General features: G+C 70.2%; 15 protein-coding genes. 4 read left to right on the top strand and 11 right to left on the bottom strand.

Going from position 1 to position 22,069, the window contains the following annotated elements:
• Nucleotide 1: 1 nt before the first annotated feature.
• From LXM90_RS07030 to LXM90_RS07060, 7 genes are all read right to left on the bottom strand, one after another.
• Nucleotides 2–697, bottom strand: coding sequence for an alpha/beta hydrolase (locus LXM90_RS07030; RefSeq protein ID WP_042675230.1), 696 nt, complete (start codon nucleotides 695–697; stop codon nucleotides 2–4).
• A gap of 280 nt (nucleotides 698–977) precedes the next feature.
• Complete coding sequence (oxc, locus tag LXM90_RS07035) at nucleotides 978–2,723, bottom strand: oxalyl-CoA decarboxylase (protein ID WP_020092895.1); 1,746 nt, start codon at nucleotides 2,721–2,723, stop codon at nucleotides 978–980.
• A 146-nt stretch (nucleotides 2,724–2,869) separates the two neighbouring features.
• On the bottom strand, nucleotides 2,870–4,156 hold the full coding sequence (gene oxlT, locus LXM90_RS07040) for an oxalate/formate MFS antiporter (protein ID WP_020092894.1): 1,287 nt from the start codon (nucleotides 4,154–4,156) through the stop codon (nucleotides 2,870–2,872).
• Between the two features lie 134 nt (nucleotides 4,157–4,290).
• Entirely contained in the window at nucleotides 4,291–6,096 is a 1,806-nt protein-coding gene (locus tag LXM90_RS07045; protein WP_234082961.1) for a zeta toxin family protein, read from the bottom strand.
• 174 nt (nucleotides 6,097–6,270) lie between these two features.
• Complete coding sequence (locus LXM90_RS07050; protein WP_020092892.1) at nucleotides 6,271–7,359, bottom strand: branched-chain amino acid aminotransferase; 1,089 nt, start codon at nucleotides 7,357–7,359, stop codon at nucleotides 6,271–6,273.
• A gap of 115 nt (nucleotides 7,360–7,474) precedes the next feature.
• Nucleotides 7,475–9,235: an ABC transporter ATP-binding protein gene (locus tag LXM90_RS07055; RefSeq protein ID WP_234082164.1), complete on the bottom strand. Its 1,761-nt coding sequence runs from the start codon at nucleotides 9,233–9,235 to the stop codon at nucleotides 7,475–7,477.
• Nucleotides 9,236–9,327: 92 nt separating this feature from the next.
• Nucleotides 9,328–9,873 carry a Spy/CpxP family protein refolding chaperone gene (locus LXM90_RS07060; protein WP_042673169.1) on the bottom strand — a complete coding sequence of 182 codons (546 nt, stop codon included), beginning with the start codon at nucleotides 9,871–9,873 and terminating at the stop codon, nucleotides 9,328–9,330.
• Nucleotides 9,874–10,028: 155 nt separating this feature from the next.
• Between LXM90_RS07060 and LXM90_RS07065 the strand changes: the two genes are divergently transcribed.
• The 4 genes from LXM90_RS07065 to LXM90_RS07080 all read left to right on the top strand — a co-directional run bounded on the left by LXM90_RS07065 (nucleotide 10,029) and on the right by LXM90_RS07080 (nucleotide 15,215).
• On the top strand, nucleotides 10,029–10,973 hold the full coding sequence (locus LXM90_RS07065; RefSeq protein ID WP_234082167.1) for a metal ABC transporter solute-binding protein, Zn/Mn family: 945 nt from the start codon (nucleotides 10,029–10,031) through the stop codon (nucleotides 10,971–10,973).
• 173 nt (nucleotides 10,974–11,146) lie between these two features.
• On the top strand, nucleotides 11,147–12,895 hold the full coding sequence (locus tag LXM90_RS07070) for a heparinase II/III family protein (RefSeq protein ID WP_020092888.1): 1,749 nt from the start codon (nucleotides 11,147–11,149) through the stop codon (nucleotides 12,893–12,895).
• Between the two features lie 84 nt (nucleotides 12,896–12,979).
• Nucleotides 12,980–14,578, top strand: a complete 1,599-nt coding sequence (gene purH, locus LXM90_RS07075; RefSeq protein ID WP_020092887.1) for a bifunctional phosphoribosylaminoimidazolecarboxamide formyltransferase/IMP cyclohydrolase — start codon at nucleotides 12,980–12,982, stop codon at nucleotides 14,576–14,578.
• Between the two features lie 397 nt (nucleotides 14,579–14,975).
• Nucleotides 14,976–15,215, top strand: coding sequence for a hypothetical protein (locus tag LXM90_RS07080; protein WP_020092886.1), 240 nt, complete (start codon nucleotides 14,976–14,978; stop codon nucleotides 15,213–15,215).
• Between the two features lie 600 nt (nucleotides 15,216–15,815).
• Here LXM90_RS07080 and LXM90_RS07085 read toward each other — a convergent pair.
• The 4 genes from LXM90_RS07085 to acs form a co-directional block, all read right to left on the bottom strand.
• Nucleotides 15,816–17,450 (bottom strand): MFS transporter, encoded by a 1,635-nt coding sequence (locus tag LXM90_RS07085; protein ID WP_020092885.1) that lies wholly within the window; start codon nucleotides 17,448–17,450, stop codon nucleotides 15,816–15,818.
• A 294-nt stretch (nucleotides 17,451–17,744) separates the two neighbouring features.
• Nucleotides 17,745–19,427: a cation acetate symporter gene (locus tag LXM90_RS07090; RefSeq protein WP_234082170.1), complete on the bottom strand. Its 1,683-nt coding sequence runs from the start codon at nucleotides 19,425–19,427 to the stop codon at nucleotides 17,745–17,747.
• Nucleotides 19,424–19,795, bottom strand: coding sequence for a DUF485 domain-containing protein (locus LXM90_RS07095; protein ID WP_020092883.1), 372 nt, complete (start codon nucleotides 19,793–19,795; stop codon nucleotides 19,424–19,426). Before LXM90_RS07095 ends, LXM90_RS07090 begins: the two co-directional genes overlap by 4 nt.
• 135 nt (nucleotides 19,796–19,930) lie before the next feature.
• A complete protein-coding gene (gene acs / locus LXM90_RS07100; protein WP_020092882.1) occupies nucleotides 19,931–21,877 on the bottom strand; it encodes an acetate--CoA ligase in 1,947 nt (648 codons plus the stop codon).
• Nucleotides 21,878–22,069 lie beyond the last annotated feature (192 nt).

Consider the following 22,069-nt stretch of genomic DNA (forward strand, 5'->3'; position numbering starts at 1 on the left):
CTCAGCGCTCGGCGGGCGGATCCGCCAGGAAGAACCTGACCGCCTGCGCCACCACGGCCGGCTGGTGGGCGTGCGGTCCGTCATACTCGACGTAGGTCACGGGATAGCCGGCTTCGCGCAGGGCCGGCACGTGGACCCGGGCGCTCCGGTCAATCGGGATCTGCTCGTCCTGGGTCCCGTGCGACAGGAAGATGCGCGGGGCGCCGACCTGCAGGTGCACCGACAGGAACCCCGCCGACGAGACGATCAGGTGGCTCGCCACGTCGCCGTTCGCGAGCCCCGACGAGAGCGTGTAGCTGCCGCCGTCGGAATGGCCGGCGAAGCAGAGCCGCTGCGGATCGAGCAGGAACCGGTCGGCGACGTGACCCAGCGCCGCCGCGACGCGCTCCCGGTCGGGCCCGTGGCCGGCGATGACGATGTCCCAGGTCGGGAACAGGGATTGCGGCGCGAGGAGCAGGAAGCGCTCGGTCCGGGCGTGCGCCTCCAGCATCGGCAGGATGCGCTCGGCGCTGCCGCCGCCGCCGTGGAACAGCACCACGAGCGGGCAGGGCCGGCGCGGATCGAGGCCCTCGGGGACCACCAGCACCGCGTCGCGCTCGGCGAAGAGGCCGAGGTCGTGCCGGCCCGGGGGGAGGGGCTCCTCGGTGGGGAGCCGGTGGCGGAAGTGCAGGCGGCCGGCGAGGTCGGGATCGATCATGGATGCACCGTCACCGAACGGATGACGGATCCGGCGCCGTCACTGCGGGCGCGGCGAAGCCATCCCCGCGCTCCGCGCGGAACTGGACCGCGCCGGCCCGGGCCGCTTCGCTTCGCTCGCGATGACGGTGCGGGGAAGGTCTCCCGGGGGCCGGGAGCTTCAGCGGAACACCGTCCCGCGCGGATCCGCGACGCCGTTCTCGTCAAGGCAAAGAGCCGGGCTCGACACGCGAGCCCAGCTTCGATGGTGTGGGATCAGAGATCTCGCGAGGGGCTCGCCCTCACTTCTTCTTCTTGATCCCGCTCTGCGGGTTGAGGCTGCCGATGTTGCCGCTCTCGCTGCCGGCCGCCGGGTCGATGACGGCGTTGACGAGGGCCGGGCGGCCCGAGTTCATCGCCTCGTTGACCGCGCGGGTCAGCTCGTCCGGCGTGGTGACGTGGTAGCCGACGCCGCCGAAGGCCTCCATCATCTTGTCGTAGCGGGAATCCGGCACGAACACGGTGGTGGCCGGGTCGCGGCCGGTCGGATCCGTGTCGGTGCCGCGGTAGATGCCGTTGTTGTTGAACACCACGATGCAGACCGGCAGGCCGTACCGGCAGATCGTCTCGACCTCCATGCCGGAGAAGCCGAAGGCGCTGTCACCCTCGACGCAGAGCACTGGCTTGCCGGTCTCGACGGCGGCCGCGACGGCGAAGCCCATGCCGATGCCCATGATGCCCCAGGTGCCGACGTCCAGGCGCTTGCGCGGCTGGTACATGTCGATGATGCCGCGGGCGAGGTCGAGGGTGTTGGCGCCCTCGTTGACGAGGATCGCGTCCGGCCGCTCCTTGACGATGGTGCGCAGCGCGCCGAGCGCCGCGTGGAAGTTCATGGGCGAGGCGTTGCTCATGAGCTTCGGCGCCATCTTGGCGACGTTCGCCTCGCGCTTCGACTTGAGCGTCTCGATCCAGTCGGACGGGGGCTGCTGCCAGCCCTGGCCCATGCCGTCGAGCAGCGCCTGCACGCAGGAGGCGATGTCGCCGACCACCGGCGCCATGATCTCGACGTTCGAGTCCATCTCGCGGGGCTCGATGTCGATCTGGATGAACTTGGTCGAGCCCGGCTCGCCCCAGCTCTTGCCCTTGCCGTGCGACAGCAGCCAGTTCAGCCGGGCGCCGACCAGCAGCACCACGTCCGAGTCCTTCAGCGCCGTCGAGCGCGCCGCGCCGGCCGAGAGCGGGTGGGTGTCGGGCAGGAGGCCCTTGGCCATGCTCATCGGCACGTAGGGGATGCCGCTGGTCTCCACGAGGGCGCGGATGGCGTCATCGGCCTGGGCGTAGGCGGCGCCCTTGCCGAGCACGATCAGCGGCCGCTTGGCGGATTTCAGGACCTCGAGCGCCCGGGCGATCGCCTCGGGGGCGGGGTGCTGGGCAGGCGCCGGATCGATCACCTTGACCAGCGACTTCTGGCCGGCCTCGGCGTCCATCACCTGGGAGAACAGCTTGGCGGGCAGGTCGAGGTAGACGCCGCCCGGCCGGCCCGAGCAGGCCGCGCGGATGGCGCGGGCGACGCCGATGCCGATATCGGCGGCGTGCAGCACCCGGAAGGCCGCCTTGCACAGGGGCTTGGCGATGGCGAGCTGGTCCATCTCCTCGTAGTCGCCCTGCTGCAGGTCGACGATCTCGCGCTCGGAGGAGCCCGAGATCAGGATCATCGGGAAGCAGTTGGTGGTGGCGTTGGCGAGGGCGGTCAGGCCGTTGAGGAAGCCCGGCGCCGAGACGGTGAGGCAGATGCCCGGCTTCTGGGTGAGGAAGCCCGCGATCGCCGCGGCGTTGCCGGCGTGCTGCTCGTGGCGGAACGAGATCACCCGCATCCCCTCGGCCTGGGCCATGCGCCCGAGATCGGTGATCGGGATGCCCGGGACACCGTAGATGGTGTCGATGCCGTTCAGCTTGAGCGCGTCGATGACGAGGTGGAAGCCGTCGGTCAGATCGGGCTCGGCCTCGACCTCGGGGGTGGTGTGGACGATCTTGGCGACTGCGGTCATCACGGTATCTCCCGGAGGATCGGTTTGTACGGGCGGCTCTCGGCGCCGGCTAGCTGGAGGATCCCCCACACTCCCGAGGAGGGGGAGGGCGGGAGATCCGCGAAGGTCGGGCGTCGCTTGCGCGACGTCGTGGGGCGGGGGGCCTATCAGGCCGCCCGGATCGGCTGGGCGCCGAGCGCCGCGGGCTGGTCCTCCGAGGCGAGGTAACGGGCCCGCATCGGGCGCAAGACGAACATCGCCAGCGCCGCCGCCGTCACGTTGAGGACGATGATCAGCGTGAACACCGCCGACCAGCCGTAGGCCGCCGACAGGATGCTGGCGAAGGGGACGAGGAAGGCCGCGGTGCCCTTGGCGGTGTAGAGCAGACCGGCGTTGCTGGCGGCGTACTTGGAGCCGAACGTGTCGCCGCAGGTCGCCGGGAACAGCGAGTAGATCTCGCCGAAGACCCCGAAATACACCGCGGTGGCCAGGACGAAGACCATCGGGACGTGACCGTAGGTCAGCAGCACGATCACCGCGAGCGCCGCCGTCGAGAAGGCGATGAACATCGTGTTCTCGCGGCCGATGTTGTCGGAGACGTAGCCGAAGAACGGCCGGCCGAACCCGTCGAAGACCCGGTCGAGCGAGATCGCCAGCGTCAGCGCCGCCATCTGCAGGCCGAACAGGCTCACCGGCACGCCGGCCACCTGGAAGTCGTGGGCGATCGGGGCGATCTGCGCCGCCGCCATCAGGCCGCCGGAGGCGACCATCACGAACATCACGTACATGACCCAGAAGACCGGGGTGCGCACCGCCTCGCGGGGGCTGCGGTCGACCTTGGTCTGCGGCAGGCGGGTCTTCTTGCGCTGGACCGGCGTGTTGGTCGACGGCTTGCGCAGCAGGAAGGCGAGGGCCAGCACCACGGCGCCCTGGCCGATGCCGAAGTACAGGAACGCGTCCTGGTAGCCGCTCGACGCGATCATGCGGGCGATCGGCACCACCGTGATGGCGGCACCCGCGCCGAAGCCGGCCGCGGTGGCGCCGGCGGCGAGGCCGCGGCGATCCGGGAACCACTTGAGCGCGTTGCCCACGCAGGTGCCGTAGACCGAGCCCGCACCGATGCCGGCGACGACGGCGCCGAGATAGAGCATCGCCAGGCTGTCGGCGTAGGCGTTGATGGTCCAGGCGAGGGCGATCATCACGCCGCCGAAGGCGACGACGATCTTCGGACCGTAGCGGTCGACGAACCACGCTTCGACCGGCACCAGCCAGGTCTCCGTGGCGACGAACAGCGTGAACGCGAGCTGGATCGCCGCGCGGCCCCAATGGTAGCGCTGGTCGATCGGGTCCACGAACAGGGTCCAACCGTATTGAAGGTTGGCGATCATGGCCATGCAGATCACGCCGAAGGCGAGCTGCCACCATTTCGCCGAAGGCGAATCCTGGCGTTCCATCCCTGAGCCTCTCTCTTGGGCGGCGCGGCCTTGCTCTGGCGGCGTCTCTCGTGCCCCGACGATCATGCACATCCGTTCTAGGTATGCAATATACCAGGGTGAGACGGACCGGGTGAAGTGTCAGGACGGCGATATTATTCCGTTTGCCCGGCCGGAGGAATCGGTCCCCAGGCACCGAGCGTCGGTGCCTCCGCGGGGCTCAGAATCTCGTCGAGGGCGGGGATCGAGGCCGGGTCGGCCGGGAAGCCGATGAGGGCGCAGGCGGCCTCCCAATCGGGCCCCGACTTCACCGCCGCCAGGGTTCCCGGATCCAGCGCCGTGATCCGACCGCGGTCGAGACGCATGAAGGCCCGGCCGGTCTCGGCCTGAACGAAGCGGACGACCGCCATCCGGCGCAGGCATTCGCGCAGGAAGCTGGTGTTGGCGGAGGCCGAGAGGTCGGCGCCGTCGAACACCGCGTCGGGCCCGGGGGCGAAGATGTCGACCTTGCGGAAGCGGTCGATGTCGATCAGCCCCTTCACGTCGAGGATGTTGAGAGTTCCGTCCGCCCAGAACGCGATGGTGCGCGGGCGCTCGCCCAGCGGCACGCTGTTATCGAGGAACTCGCAGACCACCTGCTTGTCTCGTGCAAGCGCCCAGTTGAAGAACAGGCGCGGCATGCCGGTATAGGCCTCGACGTTGTGGGCCAGCAGGTCCTCGACGGCCTTGTAGCGGCCGAACAGCTCGCCGCGCTTCCAGGCGCGCTCCACGGTGTCGGCCGGAGGCGTGACCATGAACTGCATGTAGACGCGGTCGCCGAACCGGGTGAGCAACTGGCCGCCGCCGTCCGAGCCCGCGTCGGCCTGGAAGCTGTCGAACCGGAACCGGTCGATCAGCAGGTTCGAGATCCGCCGCTCCGCCGCCTTGCGGGTGACGTAGCGGTCGAGCTTCATGTCGATGATCTCGACCTCGTAGCCGGTCAGCGTCCCGGCGTACCGCGAAGCTTCGCCCAGGCTGTCGTAGTCGAGGAGGTACTTGCGCCAGACGTCGGGGGTGATCACCGCGAAGTCCGACCACGCCATGCCCAGCCGCCTGGCGAGGCCGAGCTGGTAGGGGCGGATCGTGCTCTTTCCGGACGCCGAGGCGCCCTTCACGTTCATCACCACCGGATGATCCTGCGGCGCCAGCCGCCGGTAGCGCTGCGCCTCGACGACGGCGTCGATCCAGGGCTCGATCTGCTCGCCGACGCGCCGGCTGCCGTAGCCGTTCGAGACCAGCGTCCCCGCGATGGTCCGCAGCAGCGCGGCGTCGCGGATGACCGCATTCTGCCGCGCGATGAGGCCCGACACCACGGCGCGCAGGGCCTCGCAGGCGGCCATCTCCAGGGCGTCGCCGGCTTCGGCAGCGCGTCGCTGCCAGCTCTCGAGATGGCGCAGGGCCCGGGTCGCGAGATCCTCGCGCGGCGCCTGGACCGTCGGCGGGCGGCGCCCGAGCAGGCGGTCGAGCCAGCGCGGCTCTGGCGGCGGCGGGGGAGGTCTCTCCTGCAGGATGGCGGCGATCTCGCGGGCGAGCACCGCGTCGGCCTCGGCGCGGATTCGGTCGAGGGCGGACTCGACCTCGGCGAGGCGGGGCTCGATGCCCTCGCGCAGGATGGTCGCGACGATGGCGCGGAAGTTCACGCCGAGATCGGCGTAGACTTCGCCCACCGGCACGGAGAGATCCGACATCACCCGGATCAGGACCTCGTGGACGACGAGGCGCCCGGCCCGGAACCGGGTGAGCTGGCGGGCGGGCAGCCCGCAGAGGTCGCTCAGGTCCAGGGCGTCGCGGAGCGGCGTCTCGACGTGCTCCGGCCGGTAGACGGTCACGAGGGGCAGGAAGGCGGACGGCAGATCGGACCGGACGACCGGGTTCCAGGGGCCGATGGGCGGCTCGGGAGAGTGGACCGACGCGTCCGTCACGCGCGCGGCAGCCGTATCCGTCACCGCGCGCCCCGCTGAAGACCGCCCGAAACGTCCGCAACGCCCGCCGCGACCTCGGGACGAGGGCGTGGACCGGGCAGACGCCTGCCCGGTCCTCGCGGCGAACCCGGCAGTCCCGACCCCGACCACACGGCCGCGGGCGGACGCCGGTTCTCAGAAGATCTTCTGGAACCAGCCGTGGGCGTCATTGGAATTGCCCCGCTGGATGTCCACCAGCAGGCTCCGCAGCCGCTGGGCCACGGGGCCGGCCTTGCCGTTCCCGATGGTGAAGCTCTCCTCCCGGCCCTTCACGGTGCCGATCGGCGTGATCACCGCGGCGGTACCGCAGGCGAAGGCCTCGGTCAGGCGCCCCTCCCGCACGTCGGCGCGCCACGCGTCGATCGTGTAGGGCTCCTCCTTCACGGTCAGGCCCGCCTCCCGCGCCAGCGTGATCACCGAGTCGCGGGTGATGCCGGGCAGGATGCTGTCCGAGAGCGGCGGCGTCACCAGCGTGCCGTCCTCGAAGACGAAGAAGACGTTCATGCCGCCGAGCTCCTCGACGTAGCGGCGCTCGGCCGCGTCGAGGAACACCACCTGCTCGCAGCCCTGGGACGCCGCCTCCGACTGCGCCGCGAGGCTCGCCGCGTAGTTGCCGCCGCACTTGGCCGCGCCCGTGCCGCCCGGGGCCGCGCGGGTGAAGTGCTCCGAGACCCACACCGTCACGGTGCCGGTCGGATCCTTGAAGTAGGAGCCGACGGCCGAGGCGATCGTCACGAACAGGTATTCCGAGGCCGGCTTGACCCCGAGGAAGGCCTCGCTGGCGATCATGAACGGGCGCAGGTAGAGGCTGCCGTCCGGCGTGTCGGGGATCCAGGCGCGGTCGATCTCGACGAGCCTGCGCATCGCCTCGACGAAGGCGTCCTCCGGGAAGGGCGCCATCGCCATCCGCTCGGCGGAGCGGCGGAAGCGCAGGGCGTTGGCCTCCGGCCGGAACAGGGCGGCGCCGCCGTCCGCGGTACGGTAGGCCTTCAGGCCCTCGAAGATCTCCTGCGCGTAGTGCAGCACCGCGGCGGCGGGATCGAGGGGGATGGCCTCGCGCGCCTGAATCCGCGCGTCGTGCCAGCCGCGGCCGGCGGTGTAGCGCGCCACCACCATGTGGTCTGTGAACACCTTGCCGAAGCCAGGATTCGCCATCAGCGCGGCCCGCTCCTCGGCGGTCCGCGGGGCCGGATGACTTTGGATCTCGAACGTCAGGTCGCTCACGGTGTGGTCCTCATCGACTGAGGCCCTTATGGCGCGCTCCGGCGCGCGAATCTACGGAGCCGGCGCATGACGGCGTCGCCGCACATGCGAGTCACTCGGCGAGTCACTCGGCGCCTCACTCGGCGGTCGCGGGCTCCGACAGCTGCAGACGGTGCAGGCGCGCGTAGGCGCCGCCGGCGGCGAGCAGGTCGTCGTGGCGCCCGGTCTCGATCACACGGCCCGCCTCCATCACGGCGATCTGATCGGCGTCGCGCACGGTCGAGAGCCGGTGGGCGATCACCAGGGTGGTGCGGCCGCGCATCAGCCGGGTCAGCGCCTCCTGGACGAGCCGCTCCGATTCGGAATCGAGGGCCGAGGTCGCCTCGTCGAGGAGCAGGATCGGCGCGTCCTTGAGGAAGGCGCGGGCCAGCGCCACCCGCTGCCGCTCGCCGCCCGAGAGCCGGCCGCCGCCCGGGCCGACCCGGAACCCGTAGCCTTCCGGGAGGGCCGAGACGAAGGTGTGGGCCGCGGCGGCCTCGGCCGCCGCCTCGATCTCCGCGGGCGTCGCCCCGGGTCGGCCGAAGCCGATATTGGCGGCGATCGTGTCGTCGAACAGCACGACCTCCTGCGAGACGACCGCCACCGCGGCGCGCAGGGAAGCCAGCGTCACGTCCCGGACATCCTGGCCGTCGATGGTCACGGCGCCGCCGGTGACGTCGTAGAGGCGCGGAACGAGGTTGAGCAGCGAGGACTTGCCCGAGCCCGAGCGCCCGACGAGCGCCGTCACCGATCCGGCCGGGACCCCGAGGTCGATGCCCTCCAGCGCCGGCGCGTCCGGCCGGTAGCGGAACCGGACGTCGGCGAAGCGGATCGCGCCGCCGGTCACCGCCAGCGGCCGGGCCTCCGGCGCCTCGCGGATCGTGGCACTCTCGTCCATGACGTCGAAGTAGCGCCGCAGCGCGGCGGCGGCCTCCTGCAGGATGGCGTTGAGGTTGCCCAGCGCCCGGGCCGGCTGGGCGGCGAGGAGCAGGGCCGCCACGTAGCCGGTGAAGTCGCCGACGGTCTTCTCGCCGGCCAGGACCCGCTGGCCGACCAGCACCAGGACGCCCGCCACCGCGATGCCGCCGCCGATCTCCAGCAGCGGGTCGAGGCGGCCGCGGGCATTGGCGGCCTTCATCTTGAGGCGCCGCACCTCGTCGAGGGCCTCGGCGGCGCGGCCCTTGAGGTATGTCTCCATCGCGTAGGCCTTGGCGACCCGGGCCCCCTGCAGGCTCTCGGAGATCAGGCTGGCGGTGGCGCCCATCTGTTCCTGGGTCGAGGTCGAGACCCGCCGGAGCTTCCGGCCGATCCGCCCGATCGGTCCCGCCACGAACGGGACCGTGACGCCGGCCACGAGGGTCAGCACCGGATCCATCCAGATCAGCGCCGCCACGAGCCCGATCAGCATCGCGATGTCTCGGAGCAGGACCGTCGAGATGCGGGTCAGCGCCTCCTTGATGAAGGCGAAGTCGGTGGTGAAGCGCTGGGTGAGCGCCGCCGGGCTCTCGCGGTTGAGCTGGGCGAGGTCCGAATCGATGAGATGCCCGTAGAGCGCCGCCTGCATGTCGGTCTCGACCCGGGTCACCACCCGGTTGGTCAGCACCGTCTGGCCGTAGAGGGCGAAGCCGCGCGTGGCCGTGACGACGATCACCACCAGCGGTCCGTACGCGATGGCGACAGCGTCCTTGCGGTCGAAGGCGTCGAAGGCGGCCTTGATCAGCGCCGGGTAGAGCCCGGTCGAGCCGCCGACCAGGGCGATCAGCACCAGCACCACCGCCAGGGTGGCCCGGTGCGGGTACAGCCACGTGCGCCAGAGCCGGGCGAGGAGGGGAGCCGTGTCGCCGGGAAGGCGCGCCATGAGACCTACCGGGTCGGATCAGTGCCGCCCCGGGGCAGGATGCGCGGCGGCTGCGGTTTGCCGCCGCCGCCGCCGCGGATCAAGGCTTTTGCTCAGCGGCCGTCGCCGCGCGGCCCGTGATCGTCGCCGCGATCGTCACCGCGGTCCCGGTGCCAGCCGCCCCGCATGCCGTGACCGCCCATCGGGCCCATCGGTCGGGCGAGGATCATGGCGCGCCGCTTCTGGTCCTGGTCGAGGCTGGCGTAGAGCGGCTGGGACGCGTCGGCGAGCTTGCGCAGGGCGTCGCCCCGCGCGCTCGCCGCGTCCGCCATCGCCCGCAGCGCCGCCGGGGCGTCGTCGCTGAATTTCGGCCGGTCGCGCATCGCCTCGCGGCGCTGCTGGCGCAGCTTGGCCATGTCGCGGATCGCCGTCTCCACCGGCGGCCACAGCTTCTCCTGGTCGGCGTTGAGCTTCAGACCGGCATGCAGGGCGGCGATGCGGGCATCCGTGAAGGCCGCGCGGTCCTCGGGGGTCAGCGCGCTCCAGCGGCCGTGCCCGCGGAAGCCCTCAGGTCCGTGATCGCGCGCGACCGCCGCGCCGGCGAGCCCGAGGCCGAGCGCCCCGGTCACCAGGATGGCCGCCGTCAAAGGTCGGGTCATGGAAATCTCCGTCTCACGCTCGGGACGTCGCCGCGGCCCGCGGCGGCGCCCAACGCCGCGCATAGGGCACCTTCCGTGTATCCCGCTTGTGTATGTAACAATGTTACATTAGTGGCAGGCGCGACGGGGTTGCGGCAGGTGGAGCGGTGCGGCGCGTGGCGAGAACATTCCGGATCGCGGCGCTCGCGATCCTGTCCCTGTGGTTCGGGTCGGCGGGGCCGGTCTCGGCCGCACCGCAGGAGCGGCCGGTGCGGGCGGTGGCGACCTTCTCGATCCTGGGCGACCTCGTCCGGCAGGTCGGCGGATCGCACGTGACGGTGGCGACGCTGGTCGGTCCGGACTCCGACGCGCACGGCCTGAGCCCGTCCCCGGCCGACGCGCGCAAGCTCGCCGAAGCCGACATCGTGTTCGTCAACGGCCTCGGGCTGGAGGGCTGGTTCGACCGGCTGATCCGGGCCTCCGGCACGCGCGCCCCCGTGGTGGTGGCCTCCGCGGGCGTGAAGCCGATCCCCGCGCAGGACGAGCACGCCCACGAGGACGGCGACCACGGACACGGACACGGCGACCACGCCGTGGACCCGCATGCCTGGCAGGACGTCGCCAACGTGCGGACCTACGTGGCGAACATCCGGGACGGCCTCGCCAAGGTCGATCCGGCCCATGCCGACGCCTACCGGGCGGCGGCGGCCGCCTACCTCGCCGAGCTCGACGCGCTGGAGCGGGACGTCCGGGCGGCGATCGCCCGCATCCCCCCGGAGCGGCGGCGGATCATCACGACCCACGACGCCTTCGGCTACTTCGCGGCGGCCTACGGCCTGCGCTTCATCGCGCCGCAGGGCGTGTCGACGGACAGCGAGGCGAGCCCGCGGGACGTGGCCGCGATCATCCGCCAGATCCGGAAGGAGCGCGTGCCGGCGGTGTTCCTCGAGAACATCAGCGACCCGCGCCAGATGCAGCAGATCGCCCGCGAGAGCGGCGCCCGCGTCGGCGGCAAGGTCTATTCCGACGCGCTCTCGGCGCCGGACGGCCCGGCCGCGACGTATCTCGACCTGATGCGGTCGAACCTGAAGGCGTTCGACGCCGCGCTGATGCCGGGCTAACCCGCCGGGAGGGCGCGCCGCCGCGATCCTTCGCCTTCACGGCGTCGGACATGACATAGCGTAAACCGCCGGTTAAGAGGCCCCCACTAGCCTTACGAAACGGGTGCCAGCCGATCCTCGTGCGCGAGGGCTCAAGGCCTTGGGGCCTTCAGAACGCGTAGCTCGGAGATCGCGTGGCTTGGGGGCCTGACCGCTGGCGCTTCTATCGGCTCGTCGCGCGCGAGACCGCGCGCGCGGTCCGCGCCGCCGGCGCCAGCGTCACAGCCCCGCCCGACATCCTCGCCCGGATGCGGGTCGCCGGCTTGGTGATCGCGCCGCAGGACCTGCGCACCTCCGACGCGACCTTCGCGGACGACATCTACGCCGGGTTGTTCGTCTTCGCCGGCCGGTCGCTCGCGGCGAGCGGCGGCTCGCCCTTCGACTACGCGGCACCGTCGCCGGAATGGGCCGACGAGCTCTACGGCTTCGGCTGGCTGCGCCACCTGCGCGCCGCCGACACCGCGCTGGCCCGCGCCAATGCCCGCGCCTTCGTGGCCGATTTCATCGCCGGCCGCGGCGACGCGGCGCTCGCCCGCCAGACGCCGGTGGCGGCGCGCCGGCTGATCTCGTTCCTGTGCCAGTCGCCCCTCGTTCTGGAGGGTGCCGACCACGGCTTCTACCAGAACTTCCTCAAGGCGATCGGCCGCAACGCCCAGCAGCTCGAGCGCGACCTCCGGCGCGGTGTGCCGCCGCAATGGCGCCTGAACGCCGCGGTGGCGCTCTGCTACGCCGGCCTGTGCTGCGACGGCATCCAGCCGATCCTGCGCCGGGCGACCCGCATCCTGACGCGGGAGCTCGACCGGCAGATCCTGACCGACGGCGGCCACCGCTCCCGCGACCCGCGCTACGCCATGGAGCTGCTCCTCGACCTCCTGCCGCTGCGGCAGAGCTACCTGAGCCGCAGCGTCGAGCCGCCGCTGGCGCTCCTGCGCGCGGTCGACCGGATGCTGCCGCTGCTGCGACTGCTCCGCCACCCGGATGCCTCGCTGAGCCACTTCAACGGCATGGGCGCCACGGACGCGGACCATCTCGCGACCCTGCTGGTCTACGACGGCGCGCTCGCCCGCCCGCTGATGCACGCGCCGAACTCGGGCTACGAGCGCCTGGAGGGCGGCCGGGTGGTGATCGTCGCCGATGTCGGTGCCAGCCCGCCGCTGCCCTACGCGGTGAATGCCGGTGCGGGCTGCCTCGCCTTCGAGATGTCGAGCGGGCCGCAGCGCATCGTGGTCAATTGCGGCCTGCCGGCCAGCGGCGCGGATCTGCGCCTCCTTGCCCGCTCGACGCCGGCCCATTCGACGGCCTCGGTGGCCCACGCCTCATCCTGCCGGTTCCTCACCCGCACCGGGTGGTGGGGCGAGCGGCTGCTGGCGGACTGGCTGATCGGTCGGCGCGGGCCCGTGGTGCTGAGCGGTCCATCTGCGGTGGCGGCCGAGCGGGCCGAGGAGGCCGACAGCGTCGTCCTCGCTGCCCGGCACAACGGCTACGCCCCCGAATTCGGCATCGTGCACGAGCGCCGCTGGCAGCTCTTCCACGCGACGGCGCGCCTGGAGGGCCGCGACGCCTTCCTGCGCCAGGGCAAGGGGCTCAGCCGCGGGCGGCGGCTGCGCCCGCAGGACGTGGCGATCCGTTTTCACCTGCATCCCGGCATCGCGGTGCGCAGCGTCCCGGAGGGGCTGGAACTCGCCTCGGCGCTCGGGGAGGTCTGGGTGTTCAGCGCCGAGAACGCCGAGATCGCCATCGAGGAGAGCGTCTACTTCTCGGGCCTGACCGGACCGCGCCGGACCGACCAGATCGTCCTTCATCTGCGGGTATCCGACGATGTGGAAGTCCGGTGGAACTTCGAGCGTCGGGCCTCCGCGCCCCTGCGCGGCGTGGCGCCCTGACGGGTCTCCGGACAGGGCCGGCTGGCCGGGCTCACCGTTTCCATGCTACCGCGCCGGAAAATCTCGAACTTTCGGCACGAAGCTATGGCGCACGATCAGGTGCGGGTCTCCCGCGCGCTCCTCTCGGTCTCGGACAAGACCGGCCTCGTCGACTTCGCCCGGGCGCTCCACGCCCGCGGCATCGCGCTGGTCTCGACCGGGGGCACCCACCGGACCCTGCAGGAGGCCGGCCTGCCGGTCACCGAGGTCGCCGACCTGACGGGGTTCCCGGAGATGATGGACGGCCGGGTCAAGACGCTGCACCCGGCGGTCCACGGCGGCCTGCTCGCCATCCGCGACAACCCGGAGCACCAGGCCGCGCTCGCCGCCCACGGCATCGGCGCCATCGATCTCCTCGTGGTCAACCTCTACCCGTTCGAGGCGACCATCGCGGCTGACCGGTCCGACGCCGACTGCATCGAGAATATCGATATCGGCGGCCCGGCGATGATCCGCGCGGCGGCCAAGAACCACGCGGACGTCGCCGTCGTCACCGACGTTTCGGACTATGCCGGCGTCCTCGCCGCCCTCGAGGCGCAGGACGGCGCACTCGGCGCGGATCTGCGCCGGAGCCTGGCGCAGAAGGCCTTCGCCCGCACCGCGTCCTACGATGCCGCCATCGCCAACTGGATGGCGGGCCGCTTCGGCGCCGAGGCGCCGGCCCGCTTCCGGGCCTTCGGCGGTTCCCTGGGCCAGGAACTGCGCTACGGCGAGAACCCCCACCAGTCGGCCGCCTTCTACCGCGCCCCCGGTAAGGTCCGGGCGGGCGTGGCCACCGCCCGCCAGCTCCAGGGCAAAGAGCTGTCCTACAATAACTTCAACGACACGGACGCCGCCTACGAGTGCGTGGCCGAGTTCGACCCGGCCCGGACCGCCGCCGTGGCCATCATCAAGCACGCCAACCCCTGCGGCGTCGCCGAGGGGGCGAGCCTGCTCGAGGCCTACGAGCGGGCCCTGAGCTGCGACCCGACCTCCGCGTTCGGCGGCATCGTCGCCCTGAACCGGACCCTCGACGCCGAGGCGGCCCGCCGGATCGTCGAGATCTTCACGGAGGTGATCATCGCCCCCGACGCCACGCCCGAGGCGGCGGCCATCGTGGCCGGCAAGAAGAACCTGCGCCTGCTGCTGGCCGGCGGCGTGCCAGACCCGCGGGCCGGCGGGGAGACCGTGCGGACCCTCGCGGGCGGGCTGCTGGTCCAGAGCCGGGACGCGGCGGTCGTCGACGACATGCCGCTCACGGTCGTGACCAAGCGCGCGCCGACCGAGGCCGAGCTGGCCGATCTCCGGTTCGCCTACCGGGTGGCCAAGCACGTGAAGTCGAACGCCATCGTGTACGCGAAGGCCGGCGCCACGGTCGGCATCGGCGCGGGCCAGATGTCCCGGGTCGATTCCTCGCGCATCGCCGCCTGGAAGGCCGCCGAGGGGGCGAAGCGTCTCGGGCTGGCCGAGAGCCTCGCGGTCGGCTCGGTGGTGGCGTCGGACGCGTTCTTCCCGTTCGCGGACGGCCTCATGGCGGCCGCCGAGGCGGGCGCCACCGCGGTGATCCAGCCCGGCGGCTCGATGCGCGACGCGGACGTGGTCGCGGCGGCCGACGAGGCCGGTCTCGCCATGGTCCTGACGGGGCACCGCCACTTCCGGCACTGAGCCGGCGGGCCGTCTCCCGCCCTCCGGGACGGCGCGCCACCTCGGGGGCGGCCGCACCGGTCAAGACGCCCCGGAACGCCCGCGCTCGCGCCGCCGCGCCGCGTTAACGATACGCCGCGATCGGATCGGCCGGGTCGATTGTTTGCCGAGCGGCCGCTTCCGCCCAGCATTGCCTTGAACAGACGCGGTGCTCGACCAAGCTCGGCAATGAATGGTCGGCGTCCGGGAAAACTATCTTTGGTGCAACATTACGGGTGTAATATTCCAAACTTGTCGAATAGGCGCGGTGTCTGCGCCGTGGGTTGAAATTTTCTCGGCCGCACGCCATCATCGCAGGGAAATGCGCCGGAAGCTCGCGTGAAGAACTTCCTGGAACAGCTCCGGGTCGAGTGACGAGATGGTGGTCGCAGCGCTGTTGTTTCTCGTGGGATGGCTTCTCGGCCGATCCTACTCGGTGATCATCCTCGCCCTGACCTCGTCGGTGATCCTGTTCACCGCCACGACGATCTTCGTGTCGGTCTACGGGATCGACCTGCTGCGCGTCCTGATCGTGTTGGGATATCTCACCGCGCATCAGGCGGGGTATCTCCTCGGCGCCTATCTCACCGGGTATCCCGAGAGCGATCGGGGGCGGTGAGGCGCATCACCACCACCAGACCAGCCGTCCGGCGTACCCGTTGATCAGGATCCAGAGCCCAGCGGCGACGAGGGACCAGGTAATCACAAGGAGAAGCGGTGGCTTCGTGCCGGGCTGACTGCGCAGAAGTGTCAGGACGGTGTTCACGTTCGATATCCCAGGAGCCCGGTGCGGAGGGAAAGCCGATACGGGCTCGTACCGCATCGGGTTCCACCGGGCCGATTGTCGGCAGGTTAAATCTTGTCCAGGCTCGGGTGACGGGCGCGCCCTCGATGAGCTCAGGGGCGCCGGTCAGATTACTTGCAGTTGCAATAAGTCGCCTCTCGCAACATCAAAAGTTTGAACCAGGACAATTGACGCTCCGGATCCGTTCGGTGGAGGCCTGTTTCCGCCGGGCCTCGATACTTGACACATCCGTATAGGATCAGACGAAACGCAATCCGTGAGGAACCGCACGGGTCGCTATTTCGCCCCCGCGTTGCAGGCTCGACACAAGGGGGACGGCCGCGTCGTGCCGTACGAACGAGAACGCCCAGGCAGCGCGAGCTGCCTGGGCGTCTCTGACACGCGCCGGACCTCGGTCCGGCCGGCTCGCGCCGATCAGGTGTCGGCGAAGATGTCGCGATCCTTGGTCTCCGGAACGAAGAACACGCCGATGATCACTGTCGCAACCGCGATGACGATCGGGTACCAGAGGCCGAAATAGATGTCGCCGGTCTGGGCCACCATGGCGAAGGCGGTCGCCGGCAGGAGGCCGCCGAACCAGCCGTTGCCGATATGGTAGGGCAGCGACATCGAGGTGTAGCGGATCCGGGTCGGGAACAGCTCCACCAGCATGGCGGCGATCGGGCCGTAGACCATCGTGACGAAGAGCACGAGGATGAACAGCAGGCCGATCACCTGCGCGACCTGCGGCCGGAAGATGTCGAACGGGTTCGACATCTTGACGATCTCGGGGTCGCCGGCCTTCGGGTAGCCCGCGGCCTGCAGCGCGGCGGTCGTGGCCTTGTTGGCCTCGACGTTGCCGCCCTGCGGGTACGGGATCTCGGTGTCGTTGACCCGGATCGTGGTGGGCTGGCCGGCCGCGCCGGGGGCGGTCGAGTAGCGGACCGACGACTTCGACAGGAAGTCGCGGGCGAGGTCGCAGGGCTGGGTGAACACCCGGGTCCCGACCGGGTTGAACAGGGTTCCGCAGGCGGCCGGATCGGCCGTCACCGTCACCTTCACGTTCTCGATCGCCGCCTCGAGCTTCGGGTTGGCCGTCGAGGTGATCCCCTTGAAGATCGGGAAGAACGTCGCCGCCGCGATCGCGCAGCCCGCCAGGATGATGACCTTGCGGCCGATCTTGTCGGACAGCCAGCCGAAGACCACGAAGAAGCCGGTGCCGAAGAGCAGCGACCACGCGATCAGCAGGTTGGCCGTGTAGCCGTCGACCTTCAGGATCGATTGCAGGAAGAACAGCGCGTAGAACTGGCCCGTGTACCAGACCACGCCCTGGCCGGCGACGAGCCCGAACAGGGCGATGATCGCGAATTTCGCGTTCCGCCACTGGCCGAACGCCTCGGTGAGCGGCGCCTTGGAGGTCTTGCCCTCCTCCTTCATCTTCTGGAAGGCCGGCGATTCGGAGAGCTGGAGGCGGATCCAGACCGAGATGCCGAGCAGCAGCACCGAGACCAGGAACGGGATGCGCCAGCCCCACTCGGCGAAGGCGGCCTCGCCGGTGATGGTCCGGGTCGCCAGGATCACCATCAGCGACAGGAACAGGCCCAGGGTCGCGGTCGTCTGGATCCAGCTCGTGTAGAAGCCGCGCCGGCCGTTGGGGGCGTGCTCGGCCACGTAGGTCGCCGCCCCGCCGTACTCGCCACCGAGCGCGAGGCCCTGGGCGAGGCGCAGGACGATCAGGATGATCGGGGCCGCGATGCCGATGGTCGCCGCGTTGGGCAGGATGCCGACGATGAAGGTCGACAGACCCATGATCAGGATCGTGACGAGGAAGGTGTATTTGCGGCCGACGAGGTCGCCGACGCGGCCGAACACGAGGGCGCCGAACGGGCGGACGATGAAGCCGGCCGCGAAGGCCAGCAGGGCGAAGATGTCGCGCGTGGCCGGCGGGTAAGCCGAGAAGAATTGCGCGCCGATGATCGCCGCCAGCGAGCCGTAGAGATAGAAATCGTACCACTCGAACACGGTGCCGAGCGAGGACGCGAAGATCACCCGCTTCTCGGCCGACGTCATCGGCCTCGCGGCGTCCCCTGTCCGCGCACTCGCGGTTGCCACAGCCATGAAACAGGTCCTCCCAGACGCATTTGGGCGGCCCGCGACACGGATCGCCCGCTCACCGGCCCGATTCCCGGGCGGTTCTGCGCACGGCGCAGATCACCTATGCGTTATCGCACCGATCGGAGCGGTCAACCGGTAAAGCGATCGTGAAGACCCCCATCAACATGGGCGCGTACGCAGTTGTCACCGGAACGACGAAGGGCGCGGCTCGCGCCGCGCCCTCCGCCTGTTCGATGCTTCGGAAGGCCGTCAGTGCGCGTGCGCGCCGGCCGCCCCGATGCCCGTCTCGGAGCGCACGTACTGCGCCTCGAAGGCGGCCCGCTCGCGCTGGGCCCGGCGGGACTTGTCCATGAGGGAGACGATCCAGATCGTCGCGAAGGCCAGCGGCATCGAGAACAGCGCCGGGTTGTCGTAGGGGAAGAGCGGGGCGGGATTGCCCAGCGTGGTCACCCACACGGCCTTCGACAGAACCACCATGATGACCGCCGCGAGCAGGCCGACGAGGCCGCCGGCGAGCGCGCCCCAGGTGGTGGTGCCGCGCCACAGGATCGACATGGCCAGCACCGGGAAGTTGCAGCTCGCCGCCACCGCGAAGGCGAGGCCGACCATGAAGGCGACGTTCTGGTTCTCGAACACGTAGCCGAGGTAGATCGCCACGATCCCGATCACCACGGCCGAGATCTTCGACAGGTTGACCTCGTGCTTCTCGGTGGTGCGCCCGCGGGCGATCACCTGGGCGTAGAGGTCGTGGCTGATCGCCGAGGCCCCGGCGAGCGTGAGCCCGGCGACGACCGCGAGGATCGTCGCGAAGGCCACCGCGGAGATGAAGCCGAGGAAGTACGGCCCGCCCACCGCGTTGGCGAGGTTCACCGCCACCATGTTGGTGCCGCCGATCATGTCCTTCAGCTTGTCGAACGCGCCGGCCGGACCGAGCTTGAAGTAGACCGGGTCCGACATCAGCAGCGCGATGCCGCCGAAGCCGATGATGAAGGTCAGGATATAGAAGTAGCCGATCAGGCCGGTGGCGTAGAACACCGACTTGCGGGCGGCCTGGGCGTCCGAGACCGTGAAGAACCGCATGAGGATGTGCGGCAGCCCGGCGGTGCCGAACATCAGGCCGACGCCGAGCGAGATCGCCTCGACCGGGTTCGACACCAGACCGCCCGGCGCCATGATCGCGTCGCCCTTCGGGTGGACCTGAACGGCGTTGGCGAACAGCGATTCCGGGTTGAAGCCGTACTTGTACAGAACCGCGCCGGCCATGAAGGTCGCGCCGCCGAGCAGCAGGCAGGCCTTGATCACCTGCACCCAGGTGGTCGCCTTCATGCCGCCGAAGGCGACGTAGACGATCATCAGGACGCCGACGATGATCACCGCGTAGAGGTAGGGCAGGCCGAACAGGAGCTGAATCAGCTTCCCCGCGCCGACCATCTGGGCGATCAGGTAGAAGGCCACCACCACCAGGGTGCCCACCGCCGAGATGATGCGGATCGCGGTCTGGTCGAGGCGGAAGCTCGCCACGTCGGCGAAGGTGAACTTGCCGAGGTTGCGCAGGCGCTCCGCGATCAGAAACAGCACGATCGGCCAGCCGACCAGGAAGCCCGTCGAGTAGATCAGCCCGTCGAAGCCCGAGGTGTAGACGAGGCCGGAGATGCCGAGGAACGAGGCCGCCGACATGTAGTCGCCGGCGATCGCCAGCGAGTTGGTGCCGGCCGAGATGCCGCCGCCCGCCGCGTAGAAGTCGGCGGCCGACTTGGTGCCCTTGGCCGCCCGGTAGGTGATGCCGAGCGTCAGCAGCACGAAGAACAGGAACATCAGGATGGCCGGCCAGTTCGTGGCCGATTGCGCGACGGCACCGAGATCCGGGCCGGCCGCGTAGGCGGCGCTCGCGACGATCGTGGCGAGCGTCAGGCCGAGGAGGAGGCGGTTCATCGGGCCACGCTCCGCTTCAGGGCTTCGCTCAGCGCGTCGAAGCGCGTGTTGGCCCGGGCGACGTAGACCCCCGTGAGCGCGAAGGCGAACAGGATCACGAACACGCCCGCGAACAGGCCGAGGGAGGCGGTGCCGCCGACCTTCACGGCGAGGAGCGACTTGTCGAAGGCGATCAGGCCGATGAAGCCGAAATAGACGACCAGCATCAGGATCGTCAGGATCCAGGCGAAGCGGGTGCGCTCGTGAACGAGCTGCTGGAACTCGGGTGTCCGGGCGATCCGCTCGACCTGCGGATCGGCGGCGGTCTCGCGTGGGCGTGGTCCCGGGGGCGCCGCGCGCCCTCGGGTGTTCAGTGTCGTGCCGCTCATGGGTGTTCCTCCCGCGAGGGCCTGCTCTGGCCCCCCGGTTCTTCGCGTTGAGACTCGTGGTTCTTGTTGGGAGCGGGCGCCGCCCCGGCACCCGCCCCGGTCCGAACCCGCGCCGCCGGGGCGGCGCGGGTGCGATCAGCCCCGGTTCTGCCGGTTCTCGATCAGGTCGTCGACGACGGCCGGCTCGGCGAGCGTCGAGGTGTCGCCGAGCGAGCTGAAATCGTCCTCGGCGATCTTGCGCAGGATCCTGCGCATGATCTTGCCCGAGCGGGTCTTGGGCAGGCCGGGCGCGAACTGGATCAGGTCCGGCGAGGCGATCGGCCCGATATCCTTGCGGACCCAGGTCACGAGTTCCTTGCGCAGGGCGTCGTCGCCCTCCTCGCCGTCGTTCAGGGTCACGTAGGCGTAGATGCCCTGGCCCTTCACGTTGTGCGGGTAGCCCACCACCGCGGCCTCGGCCACCTTCGGGTGGGCGACCAGGGACGACTCGACCTCGGCGGTGCCCATCCGGTGACCCGAGACGTTGATGACGTCGTCGACCCGGCCGGTGATCCAGTAGTAGCCGTCCGCATCGCGGCGGGCGCCGTCGCCGGTGAAGTACTTGCCCGGGTAGGTCGAGAAGTAGGTCTGCTCGAAGCGCTCATGGTCGCCGTAGACCGTGCGCATCTGGCCCGGCCAGGAATCGGCGATGCAGAGATTGCCCTCGCAGGCGCCCTCCAGGACCTTGCCCTCGGCGTCGACCATCTCGGGCTTCACGCCGAAGAACGGCCGGGTCGCCGAGCCCGGCTTCAGGGCGGTGGCACCCGGCAGCGGGGTGATCAGGATGCCGCCGGTCTCGGTCTGCCACCACGTGTCGACGATCGAGCAGCGCTGGTCGCCGACGACGTTGTAGTACCACTCCCAGGCTTCCGGGTTGATCGGCTCGCCCACGGAGCCCAGCACGCGGAGCGATTGCCGCGAGGTCTTCTTCACCGGCCCCTCGCCGCCGCCCATCAGCGAGCGGATCGCGGTCGGCGCCGTGTAGAAGATGTTGACCTTGTGCTTGTCGACCACTTCCCAGAACCGGGAGGTCGACGGGTAGGTCGGGATGCCCTCGAACATCAGCGTCGTGGCGCCGTTCGCGAGCGGCCCGTACACGATGTAGCTGTGGCCCGTGACCCAGCCGACATCGGCGGTGCACCAGTACACGTCGCCTTCGCGGTAATCGAAGACGTACTCGTGCGTCATCGACGCGTAGACGAGGTAACCGCCGGTGGTGTGCACCACGCCCTTCGGCTGCCCGGTCGAGCCGGAGGTGTAGAGGATGAAGAGCGGGTGCTCGGCCTCCACCGCCACGGCGGGGCACTCGTCCGTCACCTGCTCGGCGGCCTCGTCGTAGTAGACGTCCCGGCCCGCCTCCATGGCGACGCTGCCGCCGGTGCGGCGCACGACGATCACGTGGTCGACGAGGTCGGTCCCGAGACGCTTGATCGCCTCGTCGACATTGGCCTTCAGCGGCACCTTGCGGCCTCCGCGCAGGCCCTCGTCGGCGGTGATCACCACCTTGGAGCCGCAGCCCTGGATGCGCGAGGCGAGGGAATCCGGCGAGAAGCCGCCGAACACGATGGCGTGGATCGCCCCGAGCCGCGCGCAGGCGAGCATCGCGTAGGCGGCCTCCGGGACCATCGGCATGTAGAGCGTGACGCGGTCGCCCTTGCCGACGCCGCGGTTGCGCAGGACGTTGGCCATCCGGCAGACCTGCGCGTGCAGCTCGCGGTAGGTGATGTGCTTGGATTCGTCGGGGTTGTCGCCTTCCCAGATGATCGCGGTCTGGTCGCCGCGGGTCTCGAGATGGCGATCGATACAGTTATGGGCGACGTTGGTCTTGCCGTCCTCGAACCACTTGATCGAGACCTTGCCGGGCTCGAAGCTGGTGTTCTTCACCGTCGAGAACGGCTTCATCCAGTCGATGCGCTTGCCGTGCTCGGCCCAGAACGCGTTGGGATCGGCGACCGAAGCCGCGTACATCTCCCGGTACTTGGCATCGTCCACGTGCGCACCCTCGCGCCACGCGGATTGAACCTCGATCACCTTGCCTACCATGGCGTCCCATCCCTGTTTTGGCGCCCGATCGTATCGCGGTCTCCGCCGCGCAGCCAGGACTTCCAAAGTAACGTAGCCGCCAATCTACGAGGACGATATCATCGCAGTTTGGCGCGCTCCTGCGCAGCTCAATTCCCGTGAATAGATTGGGCGCAATGTAAGGGCTGATTGGGGCTTCGATGCTGCGCTGTC

It is taken from the genome of Methylobacterium oryzae, assembly GCF_021398735.1.
Classification (GTDB): domain Bacteria; phylum Pseudomonadota; class Alphaproteobacteria; order Rhizobiales; family Beijerinckiaceae; genus Methylobacterium.